The organism is Allohahella sp. A8, from assembly GCF_047946665.1.
Lineage (GTDB): Bacteria > Pseudomonadota > Gammaproteobacteria > Pseudomonadales > Oleiphilaceae > Allohahella.
Window position 1 is genome coordinate 2,989,090 of sequence record NZ_CP172312.1, and the last position, 13,546, is coordinate 3,002,635.

Sequence of the window (13,546 nt, forward strand, 5' to 3'; positions counted from 1 at the left end):
GGACCAAAACTAAACGGTCAAAATCATCACAATAACTTGGAAGCGTAAATCGCACTTCTTACCTCATACCATTGTCGAGATTAAAACCGAATGTTCTGACCAGCCGATGCCCAGGCCCTAGGTGCACGTCTTGCTTACGGGTTTCTTGCAATCCGAAGAGTTTCCAAAAGCTTGTAGGTAGAAATTTCCCATTTATCGGATGACCCGACTGAATGACACGACGCATCTCCTGTGATAACAGTTTCCAGTTCCCGCATCAGGGAGGCGACCGTGTCCAACATCACCTTGATCTCGTCGGGCTTAATACCGTGCTTCTGGTACAAATCTTTTTCGTTTACCCCAATATCCTTATGGGCAATGACTTTAGAGCGAACGGTCTTTATATTCGAGACCAGGCTACCAAATGGCTTAAGCTGCTTCTCGAAGTTTTTTGCAAGGCCACCATACCCGTTTGCGCGAATCAAGCATTTCAGATTTCGAACACTGTGGGAGCCGCCTCCAGAATCAAATAGGCACGCGATCTCTACGAACATTAGCTTAAAGTGGCCAATATTTGCTGCCAAGAAAAAATCTCTGAAACGATAGTCGTTCATCTCATCGAAGTATTGATCTATCGCTTTCCCTCTAGCCCTCAAGGCATACCAAATCTGGTAGTGTCCCCTTGAAGCATTGACGCTATCTCTTACAGCCTCAAACGCATCTAGTAATTGGCGATCCATAGCCCAACATCCTTGCACTCATAACGCCTTGCTCAGCCGCATGCGCGCTGGAGCGGGTTTTGCGCGAAAATGGTGCGAAGCGACATGCGCAAAACCCGTGGAAGCGCGTATGTCGGTTGCAGCAACTGGTTATGTGATGCGACTACGCTGCTACCAGCCTCTTCACAGACAACTCGTGCCGATGCTGCTCGGCGTGCCACAACTCATACTGTGTTTGCTGGTTTAACCAAGTCTCAGCAGATGTGCCAAATGCAATGGAAAGCCGCACCGCCATCTCCGGGCTGATACCAGCTTTACCGTTAAGCAAAGCACTGAGGGTTTTCCTGCTAACGCCAAGCGCCTCTGCTGCTGCTGTGACAGATAGCTCAAGAGGCTCTAAGCAGAGCTCTCGAATAATTTCACCTGGATGGGGAGGGTTATGCATCATCATAGGTAGGCCTCAATGGTAGTCCTCGTAATTCACGATTTCAGCATCGCCGTCTTCGAACCGAAAGGTAACCCGCCAGTTACCGCTTACAGTGACAGACCAGAGGCCTGATCGATTGCCCACGAGCTGATGAAGACGGAGCCCCGGCAAATCCATGTCCTTAACCGCACTGGCGGCATTTAGTGTCGCGAGAACAAGCCTCAGCCTTTTGGCATGATCTGCCTGTATACCCGCAGTGTTGCCGGTCTTGAAAAACTTGGCCAGTCCCTTGTGCTTGAAGCTACGTATCATGCCAGCATCGTAACCCGGGTGGTTACAGGTGTCAATTCACATAACGCCGCGCTCATGGGCTTGGCCAATTGGCGCGACTTTTTGCGTCAGCAAAAATTGTGACGACTGGCCACGTCCCTTGCAGCGCCTTGTTAAAACGGGTCTGCCACCTTCGGATATTTGGCAAGCTGGTGCTTCGAGCCACACGCCTTACAGACAGAGGTGATTTGCAACTGGTAATCGACCAGGTGACTCGAAGCATTGATAAACTTTGGCAGAAAAAAATAAAGAAAGATAAGCACTAGTGCTCCCGCATGAACAGTTCGGGCACCAAGCCACCCTCGATCAAAGAAAGACCCATCCTCAATCGAAGAGACCAAGCTTGCTGAAGCAACCCAAGCGATTAAACCAGCCAAACCTAGAAAAAAGCTTAGCAAAATCGACAAACCCAGCGAGTCCAGAATGCTGGCGCGGTAATGGATCGAAGGCACTAGAAATTTACCACAACACTTTTTCATAGAAGTTTTAACAGCTTATTATAATGCGCGCTCAGTAAGCCCGCCGACCACTTTCCAACTTCGTCAAGTCAGGATGGCAGAATACCCAATAAGATCAACGAGCTATGTCCCCACTTACCTGCCAGCAACCTGACCGATCCAAAGATAAGTCTGGCAGAAACCTTCATATGCGCAAATCGAGCACTTCTCTGCTCTGTAACCCGCCATCTACCTCTGCAGACTCATTCAATATCAAATAGTTATATCCCACCAGCCCGGTCAAACAGAGCACGCCCGGTCGGGCAAACCGAGCACAGACCCCACTCAATTGAGCGATTTTCATTACACTGTATATAAAAACAGAACTAGAACGCTCTCGCCCGCAATTTCGGGAGGTAGAGGTAGCACCATGATTCCAGCCTCAGCCAGCCTTAAACAGCCCCTTGTTGAGAAAGTGAATCACCTGCTCATGAACGAGTGCACTGCCACGGATGCTGACGTGCGATTCATCCACCAGCAGAAAATCCTGCATTTCCGGCAGGCGCATACTTTCCACGGAAACCGTACCATCATTGGGCGTCGGCAACAGTCCGAGGCTGAGCCAGCCACGCGTTCTCTGCCCACCGATGATGCCTGTAGGCGAACGCAGGGGCTGGATCTGCCCGAGTATGCCCAGCTCATCAGTCGATAACTGCCGCGCGGCCCGACCAACGAAGAGATCGAACAAGGGCCAGTCGCGGAAGTGGACGGCCAGTTCATTCCCCTGATTAGGCGGGCTCAGCATGACGACTCGCGCTTCCGGGTGAAGCGCTGCCGTCTGCAGATACCAGCGCACGACGATGCCGCCCATCGAGTGCGACACCAGATGCGTAGGGCCCTCCACGGCTTCGTCACATTGTTCGACAGCCGGCGCCAGATACTGCTCCGCGAGCTCAGGAATGGACATGCTGGTCGATGGATAGTCCAGGTTCACCACCGTATAACCCTGCGCGAGCAATGCATCTTCCAGCGGCCACATCGCCAGGTTATTCCGCCAGAGACCGTGCAGCAGCACCACGCACTCATCGCGTGCTGTAGCTGCTGCCTCTGGATGCTTCAGCGTGGTTGAGCAGGCGCTCAGGACGGTAAGTAACAGTCCTGCGAGTAGCCCTGTGATATGGCGGTTCGGCACCTAGTTTAGCCTTCCAGAATCGCCACAACACCCTGCCCGCCAGCCGCACAGATCGAGATCAGGCCCTTGCCCTTACCCTTCTCGCTCAACAGCTTCGCCAGCACGCCGAGAATGCGCCCGCCAGTCGCTGCAAACGGATGACCCGCCGCCAGTGAGCTGCCATGCACATTGATCTTCGCGCGATCGATCTTGCCCAGCGGCTTATCCAGACCAAGTCGCTCCTTGCAGAACTTTGGATCTTCCCAGGCCTTGAGGGTACAGAGCACCTGTGCGGCGAAGGCTTCGTGGATTTCGTAGTAGTCGAAGTCCTGCAGCTTCATGTTGTTGCGTTCGAGCAGGCGGGGCACCGCGTAGCAGGGGGCCATCAGCAGGCCCTCTTTCTTCTCGACAAAATCCACCGCGGCGACTTCGCCATCCACCAGGTAGCCCAGCACCGGAAGACCACGTTCCCGCGCCCAGCTCTCAGTACCTAGCAACACGACTGAGGCGCCGTCGGTGAGTGGTGTCGAGTTACCGGCGGTCAGCGTGCCGTTCTCACGGTCGAAGGCTGGCTTGAGCTTGGCGAGCTGCTCCACCGTGGAGTCTTCGCGCATGTTGTTATCGCGCTTGAGGCCCTTGTACGGCGTCATCAGATCATCGAAGAACTCCTGCTCATAGGCCGCCGCCATCAGCTGATGACTCCGGGCAGCCAATTCGTCCTGGGCTTCTCGCGGGATGTTCCATTCCTTCGCCATCAGCTCACAGTGCTCACCCATGGACAAGCCGGTGCGTGGCTCAGCGTTTTTCGGTACAGCCGGCAAGAGGTGCCCCGGACGAATCTTACCCAGCGCCTTCATGCGCTCACCGAAGCTGCGCGCCCGGTTGAGCTCATGCAGGATGCCACGCAGCTTTTCACTGACTTCGATTGGCGCGTCGGAAGCCGAATCGACACCGCCCGCGATACCACATTCGATTTGTCCGAGGGCGATCTTGTTCGCGACCAGCAGGGCTGTTTCCAAGCCGGTGCCACAGGCCTGCTGCACGTCATAGGCAGGCGTTTCTGGCGCTAGCTTGCTGCTAAGTACGACTTCGCGAGTCAGGTTCATATCGCTGGACAGCTTGAGCACTGCACCGGCGGCGACCTCACCGAGTCGCAGGCCCTGCAATTTGTACCGGTCAACCAGGCCATTCAGCGCGGCGAGTAACATGTCGTGGTTGCTCGCCAGCGAGTAGTTCTTGTTCGAACGCGAGAATGGAATGCGGTTGGCGCCGATGATGGCGACGCGTCTGGTCTGTTTCATGTTCACTAGTCCCTATGCCTTTGCTGAATAGATTTCGAACCACTCATACAAGCGTTATCTACCTAAGAGGCGTCTGGCTTGCCAGCCTTCGACAGGCTGTCATGCACAATGCCGATCCAGGTTTTTTCATTGATAAAGCCCTTACCCCACTTATCCCACTGCTGGCTCAGACCTTTTTCTTGAATGGTCTCGAGTGAAAGTCCCTTCTTCATCATGATCTCGACTTCGTCCGCCGTCGCGCTGAGCATGTTGCGGAAATCGATGAGTGCCTGCTTGTCAGAGACCTCACCGTGACCCGGCACGACGACCGTGCTGTCCTGGATGCGATCGAGCACGCTGGTGATATTCTCCGCCATGTTCCGAACGTTGCCGCCGCTGGCGACATCGACGAAGGGGAACATACCTGCGAAGAAATGATCGCCCATGTGCACGATGTTGGCGCTTTCGAAGAAGATGATGCTGTCGCCGTCAGTATGACCTTTTGGCAGATGCAGCGCATTGACGGTTTCGGCATTGAAACGCAGGGTGACGCCGTGGTCGAAGGTGATATCCGGCAGTGCGTCTTTAGGGTAAGGCTCAGAAACCATATTGAACAGCTTGACCTCCTGGCGACTACTCAAGCGCTTGTGCACATTGTCGTGCGCGATGATTTCAGCCTCTCCAAGAGCCTGATTGCCGCCGGTGTGATCGCCGTGCCAGTGCGTGTTGAAGACATACTTCAGCTTGCCGTCGTAGCCCTTGAGGGCAGTTTCGAGGGCCGGAGACATTTCTGTGTAGTCGTTATCTATGAGCAGCAGGCCATCTTCACCGTGCGACAACAGCACGTTGCCGCCCTTGCCCTGCAGCAACACAAAGCCTGGCTTGAGCTCACTACTGGTGAATGCTGTCTTGTCCTGGTGATGACTATCATCAGCCACGGCCACGCCGGCGAAACCGACAAAAGTGGCGGCCATGCAGACGCTCTTGAATGCATACTGTACATGATGTTGATTGCGTTGCTTGTTCATGCTGTACCTGTATTGGACTCGTCCCTGGGAGCGTCCAAATAAAACAGGAAGCGCGGCGCTTTACAAGCGGGTTCTGAACCGCTCACTTCGCCCGTTAAGCGATGGCAGACTGGTCAAGAAAGGCGTGAATGGCTGTAACACCATCCGCTGAACGGGACGCGCTGAAATCTAAACAGCCGGAGCCTCTCCCTCAAGATCCTCTTCCTCAGGCCGTCGATCCTCAAGCTTTACTGGCAGATAATTGCGATTCCCGAACACCTCATGAAGAATCGCCTGCTCGATGTGGCTGCGCTGGGTCACCTTTGATGGAAAGCGCACCACCAGATGAATTTCTGCCGCGACGGGTGCATGTATGGTCACCCTCGGTTCGACGGATGGCACATCGAGACCACGCCGATCGCTCAGTTTTTTCATATAACGGCGGGCGTCTTCGAGGAAGGGCTCACAGTGACGTTTGGTTGCCTTCAAAAATGCCGCCTTAGCCGCCATCCAGTCGTCTTCGCGCTTGAAAGGGACAGTCAGCGCATGTAGCACATAATCGTCGGTATAGCTTTCATTGATCACAGCTTCAGAGACGAACATCGCATTGGGAATAACGGTCATCCGGCCGGTGCGCTGATGCGCCATCTTGCCTGGCCCGACCTCCATGAGCGTGGTGGCCAGAAGATTCTGGTCGATCACATCGCCGCGAAAATCCTTCACCTGTATGCGATCGCCGATATCGAAGGAGCGTGAGCCAGTCTTCAGCAGCGAACCGGTTACACAGAGAATCAGCTCCTTGGTGGCCACGACAAATGCTACCGCAATCGCGACGATCGACAGCGCCAGTGTTCTGAGCTCCTCGCCCCAGATCATTACCAACCCGAGCACAAGCAGCAGAATGAGGCCGTTGCGCGATTGCACCAGCCATTTTCGACGCAGGTCTATCGATGGGACGCTGCGACGAATGAATTTCGTAAACAGCGCTCGAAGCACGAGTACCGTGATAATGAGTATCACGGTACTGCCAATGAGGCTGAACACCGGCCCTGACCAAGAGAAGCCTTCAGTGGTGATGCCTACCTGCTCCAACATCTAATGTTCTCCAATTTTGAGGTGCCGTCTGCATAAAGGTGGCGTCACAGGACCGAAGATAGACCTCAATAGTCGTGTCGTCGAGGTAGGAGGCTACCCACTGAGCATTAGCTCGCGCGACCCCAGTAGTTGTAAGCGGCAACTTTCGGCATGGCTGGCAGATAGCCTTCGTCCATACCGGTGATTCTGAAACCACCCGCCTGCAATAGCCGGGGGATTTCTCGGTTGAGATGACAGCCACCCGCGAGCTTGCCCCACATTGGGTTGATTCGCGACTGCCAGCGCGCCACCGCTGCATCTGGTGCCTTGCCGTGTTCGCTGAACAGCAACTGGCCGCCAGGCTTGAGCACACGGCGCATCTGCTTCAGCGCCTTGAGCCAATCCGGAATCGTGCAAAGCGTGTAAGTGAGTACGATGCTGTCCACACTCTTCGACTCCAGCGGAATCTCCTCGCCGGGCAGATCCAGCCACTCCAGTTCAAACGGTACTGCCGCCACTCGTGATGCCGCCTTCTTCCGCATACCCTTTGAGGGCTCCAGGCCCCAGACTTTGGTGACTCTGGTCGGATCGTAGTAAGGGAGGTTCAGGCCCGAGCCCATCCCGATTTCCAACACCTGGCCCGTGGCCTGCGGCACAATCAGCTCGCGCTGGTGCAGTACCGGCTTGGTGCCACAGGCGATGTGGATGAGATGGGGCAGAATTCTGTCTTCATAAAAGCTCATGGCGGCGTCCCTGCGTGCTTAGGTCTGCAGCATAGTCTGCGCCCATGCCGGCAATGGCTCAACCTTTGGCTCGACCTTCCCAGCATTAACCCGGGCGACGACCTGGAAGGGATTATCGGCCGAACTGTTGTCGAGCAGATAAGCGCTATCGACAATCTGCAGCGCAGTCTGCATCAACTGCAGCACACGAGGTATGCGACTGAGCACCTTGTCGTCGGGCACGTGATGCCCACCAGTGCTGACACGGCCGGCAACCCGCGCAAGGTTCAGGTTATCGTCAGAGAGATGAATATAAACGAGGGTGATTTTATAGCCGAGCGACTTGGCCTTGGCGATGAAGTCGATTTTCGAGCCGTGGGAGAACACAGTTTCGAAGCAGAAACTGCGGCGTTCTTCGAGCAGCTTGTCGCGCATCTTACCAGCGAGTTTTGCTGCGCTATAGGAGGCTTCAGGTCCGAGCCCCCTGAACATGGCACGCTGTATGAGATCGGCGTTGACGAAGGCAATCCCGTGTTGCTTCAGACGGGTTTCGAAGAATGTCGATTTGCCTGCACCGTTGCCACCCGCCAGCACCCACAGATGGGGACGGCTCACGATACGCGTTGAACCTGAAACTCACCGTTGATGAAGCGGCCGAGGGTGACGCCATCGGCATCGATACGCTCCAGCAGACCCGGATGCCCCGGTGCAGCCTGATAACGAACAGGCGCAAGCGCTGATATGGCACTGGTCAGCGCACCAGATTCCCGGTCCGCCTCAAGGCTTGTGAAAACATCTTCGGGATCGATATCCACATCGCCGACCTGCTCCACCTTCAAGGTGGCCATGCCGGACACGAGACTGGCGAGCATTTCAGGATTGACGCGATCACATAGGGTACGACCGATGCTGGCCCAGTATTCGATCTGTTGTGCCGTGCTACGATGCTCCTGCACCGAAGTCAGGGCGGCGTCCTGCATGAGTGCAGCCTGGAGACGAACAGGCGAGGAATACTTGGCCATATTGCTACCTTCACAGTCGAGACGATGTTCGATACACTGAGTGGATTGTAGCATTATGCTACATCGCTTTCAAAGGCAGATCATGGCACAGCAAGCAGACGACAGGATTCCTCAGGAAGTTATCGACTTTCTCGACTCGCGTGAGCAGGCGTTTGGCCGTGGTGGCCGCGGCGGCAAGCCAAGCAGTAATCGACGTATAGAAAGCGTCAACGGTGGCAGCATCAGTACCGCTTTCAAGGTAACATCGGGCACATCCACCCTTTTCATCAAGACTCACGCCGAACCACCGCCCGACATGTACGCCATCGAAGCTGAATCGCTCGACCTGCTCAGAAGGGCCGTGAAGACCGAAAGGCTGGTCGTGCCGGAGACGCTTTTTCAATCCGAGAATGCGATCGTGATAGATTTCATCGAGATGATCCGCGGTGATGCCCATGCCGAGGCTCTGGCTGAAGGACTGGCAGACATCCATCGCGAGACACAGGTGGAATTCGGCTATAGCCGCGACACTTACTGCGGGCTCACCCTGCAGGACAACACCCGCAGCCGGGACGGCTATGAGTTTTTTGCTGAACGGCGCCTGCTGCATCTCGCACGCCTGTGCTACGACGAGTCGCGCATCTCACGGCAGGACATGAAGGCACTTGAAAAACTGCTGCAACGTTTGTCCTCCATTATCCCCGAACAGCCTGCATCGCTGACACACGGCGACCTCTGGACCGGCAATCAGTTCGGCACTACGGGCGGTCGAGCGGTGCTGATAGACCCGGCGATTGCCTACAGCTGGCGCGAAGCCGATATCGCTGCGACGATGCTGTTTGGTGCCCTGCCAGAGGCCTTCTACGCCCGCTACAACGACTGCTGGCCCATGGAAGCCGGCTGGCGCCAGCGCGTGCCCGTATATAACCTCTATCACTGGCTGAACCACCTGCTGATGTTCGGCGATCCCTATGCGACCGCTGTACAGGCAATACTGAAACCCTACCGGGGCTGAGCGATGGAGTTGATTTTCCTGGGCACTTCGGCCGGCACGCCGACCATTCGTCGTAATGTGAGCGGCGCCGCCATTCGAATGCAGCATGCCAGGCGCTGGTACCTCGTGGACTGTGGCGAAGGCACGCAGCACCGCATCCTGAAGACCCCACTGAGCCTGTACACGATAGACGCCATCTTCATCACCCATGTGCACGGCGACCACTGCTTCGGCCTGCCAGGGCTGCTGGCAAGCGCCAGTATGTCAGGCCGGACTGAACCCCTGCGCATATATGCACCTCCGGCTATCGAGCAGTTCATCAAGGTGGCCACTGATGTCACGCAGAGCTGGCTCAGTTTCGAGATCGAGTTCGTCCCGGTTACGCAGGCACAGCAAGCTATCGACTGCGGCGACTTCACAGTTGATATCAGCGAACTCTCACATCGTGTGCCCTCCTTCGCTTACGGCTTTACCGAAAAGCCAAAGCAGCGCAGGCTGAACGTGAAGAAGCTGAAGGCGGATGGGGTGCCGGCGGGGCCGATCTGGGGAGCGATTCACAAGGGCGAGGATGCGACGCTTGACGATGGCCGCTCGCTCGTCAGTGAAGACTACCTGATGCCGCCGCCAAAGCTTCGGAAGATTATTATCTGCGGTGACAACGACCGACCGGAGTGTCTGGCTGAGACTGCAAGCACTGCGGAAGTTGTGGTTCATGAAGCGACGTATACCGAGGATGTTTCGCAGGGTCTGAAATTCGATCCTCAGCATAGTACGGCAAAGGCCATCGCCGGATTCGCGGAAAAGGCTAAGGTGAAGAACCTTGTGCTGACGCACTTTAGCTCAAGGTACCAGCAGGTTGGACGCGGCCCACGTACCATGGCCGAAATAGAAGCTGAAGCGAGCGCCCACTACAGCGGACGGCTTCACCTCGCGAATGACCTGGACCGATTTTGGCTTGATCCGCACGGTCATCTCGGGCGATACATCCCCGCAGAGCACGCTGATCAGCCTGACACAAGCGCTGCGCCCGAAGACGCAGCGAATAGCTCTGAAACCAACTGAAGCCGCTTCAGCCTAGATGAAGGCGTGCTGATAGCCATAACGGACAAATGGGCGGTCTCCCCGCCAGTCGCCCTGATACTCGGCTTCCAGCTTGCGCTCCAGATCGGCATTCCATTCGGGATGATCTCGACCGTGCCGTTGACTGGCCTCGTGGCCATACCGGAAAGCTGGTTCATGATCTTCGAACCGGCTGTCTTTGCCGAACATCTGCTTGACCGTGTCATCGACATCCTGGTCCATGTCACGTGCATCGTCAGATCCAAAGTCGTTCTTGGTCTGCTCCCAGTCACGCTTCATCGCATTCTTGATATTGTCCCAGGTACTGTCTTCCTTGCCGCTTTTTTGGGTTGTAGTAGCGGTACGTCCTTCATCTCTGGTAGTTCGAGTTGCTGTAGCCATGGTCTTCTCCATTTATTCATGGTTCGGACCCAGCTACTCACAAAGTCCGTGCCATCCGCTTAGACCTCAAAAAATTCAGAGAGTTGCCTGTCGCGGGCTCTTCAGTGCCATCTATCGCTCATGGGAACCGGCGCAAGTTTGACAACAACACCCTGTTGCAGTGCAATCCTTACAAGGCAAGGTCGCCAATGCGTCTCCCATCCGATAGTTCTGGCCACAGTTGTGTCAGCACGTTCTGCAGCGCTGTAATGAGTGGTTCCTGATCGCGGTTTTTCCGCCAGGCGATCGACAGTTCGATACTGGGTGTGACGCCCTGCCAGCGTACGCCCCAACCTGCTGCTTCGGCACGATCGGCGTCATCCTCCCGCAAAAAGGCAATACCGGCACCACGCTGCACAAGGGCCCGGATGGCGTCTTCGCTATCGACAAAGGCCGTTTTCTGCAGCTCGTAGTTCATTCCGTTGAATAGCTCACGCTGGAGCTGGAAGAAGGGGCAGCGCGGCGTGGTGTAGATCCACGGAAGCTGCACCAGCTCTTCCCGCGTGGCGTGCTGGAAGCGATCTCGCCAGGCAACTGGCCCGACTAGTGCCATCGTGGTCATACAAAGCGAGCGCAGCTGCAGATCACCTGTGTTTTCACAGGGGCCAAAGAAGAAGCCGGCATCCAGGGTGCCGCGTCGGACCTGCTGAATGATGTCGTAGGACATACCGTTGAGTAACGAGAGCTCGATACCGCTGTACTGTTGATTGAAAGCCTGGGTCATATCGCCCAACTTCAGGAAATCGAAGTCCGAGTTGATCCCGATCGACAGCCGGCCGAGTGTTTCGCCGCGCAGAGCCCTTGCCTGCTCCATTACAGCGCCGGCGGCATCGAGTGCAGCGCGAGCCTGCACCAGCAGCCGCTCGCCGGCTGGCGTGAGCTTCATGCCTTTGGGCAGCCGGTTGAACAGGCTAACGCCGAGTGTTTCCTCGAGCGCCTTTAACTGCGCCGAAACCGCAGGCTGGCTGGTAAAAAGACGCTCGGCTGCCCGGGTGAGATGGGCCTCCTCGGCGACGGCCACGAAAGTCCGCAGATGTGTCAGCTCCATTGCTCTCTTCCCTCGTTTGGTGCTTGGCCTGAGTCTCATATTCAAACGCATCTGCCAACCAGACGCCATCGCAATAGCGGATGACGCTCATCATGAATGACGATTGGATGTCCCCGAGCCCACCGTCGCAAACTATCGACTCAGACAACACGAGGACAGACATCATGAAACTTCTCAAGGTATTCAGAGTGCTAAGGCAATGGGTCCAACGCAGCCGCGAACGCGATGAACTCAGTCGGCTCAGCCCACATTTGATGAAAGATATTGGTCTGCGACAGGCAGACATCATCAGGGAGACCAGCAAGCACTTCTGGCAGCGGTGAGCACTGCTTGCAAACGTGCTGGGCTGTGCGAGACTGTGGGGCGTAATCATCACCATACCCCCGACTCCCGCACACAAGGACAAGACGATGCGCCGCACGAAGATCCTCGCCACCCTCGGCCCAGCCACCGACTCCGAAACGACATTGGAGAACCTGCTTCTGGCGGGTGCCAATGTCGTTCGGCTCAACTTCTCACACGGCTCGGCCCAGGATCATGTCAAGCGGGCTGAGCTGGTGCGGCATTGCGCTGAAAAGCATCAACTCAATGTGGCCATACTGGTCGATCTACAGGGTCCGAAGATTCGCATCGGGCGCTTCGAAAACGACAGCGTGAAGTTGCAGGAAGGCGACAAGTTCGTACTCGACGCCTCAGATGAAAGTATAAAAGGCAACGAGCACGGTGTCTCCATCGCCTACCCAGAACTCCCGCGCGACTGTAAACCCGGCGATATCCTGATGCTCGACGACGGCCGCATCCAGCTCCGCGTCGAATCCGTCGATGGGCTCAAGCTGCACTGCCAGGTGCGTGTGGGCGGCAAGCTTTCGAACAACAAGGGCATCAACAAGCAGGGCGGCGGTCTATCAGCACCGGCTCTGACCGACAAGGATCGCGCCGATATCAAGACCGCCAGTGAAATAGAGGCCGACTATGTTGCGGTCTCGTTTCCAAAGACGGGTGATGATATTCGTGAAGCACGCCAACTGCTGGAAGATGCCGGCTCCAGTGCCGCCATCGTCGCCAAGATCGAGCGCGCGGAAGCCGTTATCCACTCTACCCTCGACGATATCATCGAAGCCTCCGATGCTGTGATGGTGGCCCGTGGCGATCTCGGCGTGGAAATCGGCGACGCTGAACTTGTCGGTACGCAAAAGCACATCATCCGCCGCGCCAATGACCTCAACCGCCTGGTCATCGTCGCCACACAGATGATGGAGTCGATGATCACCAGCACCATGCCTACCCGCGCAGAAGTCTTCGACGTGGCCAACTCGGTACTCGATGGCGCTGATGCCGTCATGCTTTCGGCAGAAACCGCAACTGGCGAGTATCCAGTCGAGGTCGTGCGAGCGATGTCACGCATATGCGTAGGCGCTGAAAAGAATCCAATGTCGCAGCTGACCGATCATCGCATGAGCCGCAAATTCCAGCGTACCGACGAAATGATTGCCATGGCGACGATGTATACAGCGAACCACCTTGGCAGCGTTAAAGCCATCATCTGCCTCACTGAATCAGGCGATACGCCGAAATGGATGTCCCGCATCAGCTCCAGCCTGCCGATTTATGGCTTGACCCGACGCAAGGCGACCCAGCGGAAGATGGCCCTGTTCAAGGGCGTACAGGCGTTGTATTTCGACTCCACCTCGATGGAGAGCGGACAGGTGAACGAGGCAGCCATCGACTTCCTCAAACAACGCGGCGCGATCTGCTCCGGCGACCGGGTGATCTACACCAAGGGCACCCACATGGGTCTGCATGGCGCCACCAATGCCCTCATGATTCTCCAGGTGCCTTAAACGCAAAAGCCCCGGA

General features: G+C 56.2%; 16 protein-coding genes. 4 read left to right on the plus strand and 12 right to left on the minus strand.

Annotated elements, in window-relative coordinates:
• Window positions 1-134: 134 nt before the first annotated feature.
• The 10 genes from ACH3PB_RS13400 to ACH3PB_RS13445 form a co-directional block, all read right to left on the minus strand.
• The gene (locus ACH3PB_RS13400) at window positions 135-719 is read right to left on the minus strand and encodes a hypothetical protein (protein ID WP_416395649.1); all 585 of its coding nucleotides are present in this window, start codon (window positions 717-719) and stop codon (window positions 135-137) included.
• Between the two features lie 142 nt (window positions 720-861).
• Window positions 862-1,149, minus strand: a complete 288-nt coding sequence (locus ACH3PB_RS13405) for a HigA family addiction module antitoxin (RefSeq protein WP_416395651.1) — start codon at window positions 1,147-1,149, stop codon at window positions 862-864.
• A 9-nt stretch (window positions 1,150-1,158) separates the two neighbouring features.
• The gene (locus ACH3PB_RS13410; RefSeq protein ID WP_416395653.1) at window positions 1,159-1,437 is read right to left on the minus strand and encodes a type II toxin-antitoxin system RelE/ParE family toxin; all 279 of its coding nucleotides are present in this window, start codon (window positions 1,435-1,437) and stop codon (window positions 1,159-1,161) included.
• Between the two features lie 897 nt (window positions 1,438-2,334).
• Window positions 2,335-3,084 (minus strand): esterase/lipase family protein, encoded by a 750-nt coding sequence (locus tag ACH3PB_RS13415; RefSeq protein ID WP_416395655.1) that lies wholly within the window; start codon window positions 3,082-3,084, stop codon window positions 2,335-2,337.
• 5 nt (window positions 3,085-3,089) lie between these two features.
• Window positions 3,090-4,364 (minus strand): acetyl-CoA C-acetyltransferase, encoded by a 1,275-nt coding sequence (locus ACH3PB_RS13420; RefSeq protein WP_416395656.1) that lies wholly within the window; start codon window positions 4,362-4,364, stop codon window positions 3,090-3,092.
• A 62-nt stretch (window positions 4,365-4,426) separates the two neighbouring features.
• The gene (locus tag ACH3PB_RS13425; RefSeq protein WP_416395658.1) at window positions 4,427-5,371 is read right to left on the minus strand and encodes an MBL fold metallo-hydrolase; all 945 of its coding nucleotides are present in this window, start codon (window positions 5,369-5,371) and stop codon (window positions 4,427-4,429) included.
• 168 nt (window positions 5,372-5,539) lie between these two features.
• Window positions 5,540-6,445, minus strand: a complete 906-nt coding sequence (locus tag ACH3PB_RS13430; protein ID WP_416395660.1) for a mechanosensitive ion channel domain-containing protein — start codon at window positions 6,443-6,445, stop codon at window positions 5,540-5,542.
• A gap of 107 nt (window positions 6,446-6,552) precedes the next feature.
• On the minus strand, window positions 6,553-7,167 hold the full coding sequence (locus ACH3PB_RS13435) for a class I SAM-dependent methyltransferase (RefSeq protein ID WP_416395662.1): 615 nt from the start codon (window positions 7,165-7,167) through the stop codon (window positions 6,553-6,555).
• Between the two features lie 18 nt (window positions 7,168-7,185).
• Complete coding sequence (locus tag ACH3PB_RS13440) at window positions 7,186-7,761, minus strand: zeta toxin family protein (RefSeq protein WP_416395664.1); 576 nt, start codon at window positions 7,759-7,761, stop codon at window positions 7,186-7,188.
• On the minus strand, window positions 7,758-8,168 hold the full coding sequence (locus ACH3PB_RS13445) for a TA system antitoxin ParD family protein (RefSeq protein ID WP_416395665.1): 411 nt from the start codon (window positions 8,166-8,168) through the stop codon (window positions 7,758-7,760). Before ACH3PB_RS13445 ends, ACH3PB_RS13440 begins: the two co-directional genes overlap by 4 nt.
• Before the next feature lie 82 nt (window positions 8,169-8,250).
• Between ACH3PB_RS13445 and ACH3PB_RS13450 the strand changes: the two genes are divergently transcribed.
• Together ACH3PB_RS13450 and ACH3PB_RS13455 are read left to right on the plus strand one after the other, a co-directional pair.
• Window positions 8,251-9,162, plus strand: a complete 912-nt coding sequence (locus ACH3PB_RS13450; protein WP_416395667.1) for a fructosamine kinase family protein — start codon at window positions 8,251-8,253, stop codon at window positions 9,160-9,162.
• Between the two features lie 3 nt (window positions 9,163-9,165).
• On the plus strand, window positions 9,166-10,203 hold the full coding sequence (locus ACH3PB_RS13455; RefSeq protein ID WP_416395669.1) for a ribonuclease Z: 1,038 nt from the start codon (window positions 9,166-9,168) through the stop codon (window positions 10,201-10,203).
• Between the two features lie 12 nt (window positions 10,204-10,215).
• On the opposite strand, the gene ACH3PB_RS13460 is transcribed toward ACH3PB_RS13455, so the two are convergent.
• Both ACH3PB_RS13460 and ACH3PB_RS13465 read right to left on the minus strand, forming a co-directional pair.
• Window positions 10,216-10,602: a hypothetical protein gene (locus tag ACH3PB_RS13460; protein WP_416395670.1), complete on the minus strand. Its 387-nt coding sequence runs from the start codon at window positions 10,600-10,602 to the stop codon at window positions 10,216-10,218.
• Between the two features lie 169 nt (window positions 10,603-10,771).
• Complete coding sequence (locus ACH3PB_RS13465) at window positions 10,772-11,689, minus strand: LysR family transcriptional regulator (protein ID WP_416395671.1); 918 nt, start codon at window positions 11,687-11,689, stop codon at window positions 10,772-10,774.
• A 164-nt stretch (window positions 11,690-11,853) separates the two neighbouring features.
• Between ACH3PB_RS13465 and ACH3PB_RS13470 the strand changes: the two genes are divergently transcribed.
• Both ACH3PB_RS13470 and pyk read left to right on the plus strand, forming a co-directional pair.
• Entirely contained in the window at window positions 11,854-12,012 is a 159-nt protein-coding gene (locus ACH3PB_RS13470) for a DUF1127 domain-containing protein (protein ID WP_416395673.1), read from the plus strand.
• A gap of 87 nt (window positions 12,013-12,099) precedes the next feature.
• Window positions 12,100-13,530, plus strand: coding sequence for a pyruvate kinase (gene pyk / locus ACH3PB_RS13475; protein WP_416395675.1), 1,431 nt, complete (start codon window positions 12,100-12,102; stop codon window positions 13,528-13,530).
• The last annotated feature ends 16 nt before the right edge of the window (window positions 13,531-13,546 follow it).

What these genes read in the sequence shown, in the direction of transcription:
- ACH3PB_RS13400 (WP_416395649.1), bottom strand. Translation starts at nt 719, where the DNA reads ATGGATCGCCAATTACTAGATGCGTTTGAGGCTGTAAGAGATAGCGTC.
- ACH3PB_RS13405 (WP_416395651.1), bottom strand. Translation starts at nt 1,149, where the DNA reads ATGATGATGCATAACCCTCCCCATCCAGGTGAAATTATTCGAGAGCTC.
- ACH3PB_RS13410 (WP_416395653.1), bottom strand. Translation starts at nt 1,437, where the DNA reads ATGATACGTAGCTTCAAGCACAAGGGACTGGCCAAGTTTTTCAAGACC.
- ACH3PB_RS13420 (WP_416395656.1), bottom strand. Translation starts at nt 4,364, where the DNA reads ATGAAACAGACCAGACGCGTCGCCATCATCGGCGCCAACCGCATTCCA.
- ACH3PB_RS13425 (WP_416395658.1), bottom strand. Translation starts at nt 5,371, where the DNA reads ATGAACAAGCAACGCAATCAACATCATGTACAGTATGCATTCAAGAGC.
- ACH3PB_RS13430 (WP_416395660.1), bottom strand. Translation starts at nt 6,445, where the DNA reads ATGTTGGAGCAGGTAGGCATCACCACTGAAGGCTTCTCTTGGTCAGGG.
- ACH3PB_RS13435 (WP_416395662.1), bottom strand. Translation starts at nt 7,167, where the DNA reads ATGAGCTTTTATGAAGACAGAATTCTGCCCCATCTCATCCACATCGCC.
- ACH3PB_RS13445 (WP_416395665.1), bottom strand. Translation starts at nt 8,168, where the DNA reads ATGGCCAAGTATTCCTCGCCTGTTCGTCTCCAGGCTGCACTCATGCAG.
- ACH3PB_RS13450 (WP_416395667.1), top strand. Translation starts at nt 8,251, where the DNA reads ATGGCACAGCAAGCAGACGACAGGATTCCTCAGGAAGTTATCGACTTT.
- ACH3PB_RS13455 (WP_416395669.1), top strand. Translation starts at nt 9,166, where the DNA reads ATGGAGTTGATTTTCCTGGGCACTTCGGCCGGCACGCCGACCATTCGT.
- ACH3PB_RS13460 (WP_416395670.1), bottom strand. Translation starts at nt 10,602, where the DNA reads ATGGCTACAGCAACTCGAACTACCAGAGATGAAGGACGTACCGCTACT.
- ACH3PB_RS13465 (WP_416395671.1), bottom strand. Translation starts at nt 11,689, where the DNA reads ATGGAGCTGACACATCTGCGGACTTTCGTGGCCGTCGCCGAGGAGGCC.
- ACH3PB_RS13470 (WP_416395673.1), top strand. Translation starts at nt 11,854, where the DNA reads ATGAAACTTCTCAAGGTATTCAGAGTGCTAAGGCAATGGGTCCAACGC.
- pyk (WP_416395675.1), top strand. Translation starts at nt 12,100, where the DNA reads ATGCGCCGCACGAAGATCCTCGCCACCCTCGGCCCAGCCACCGACTCC.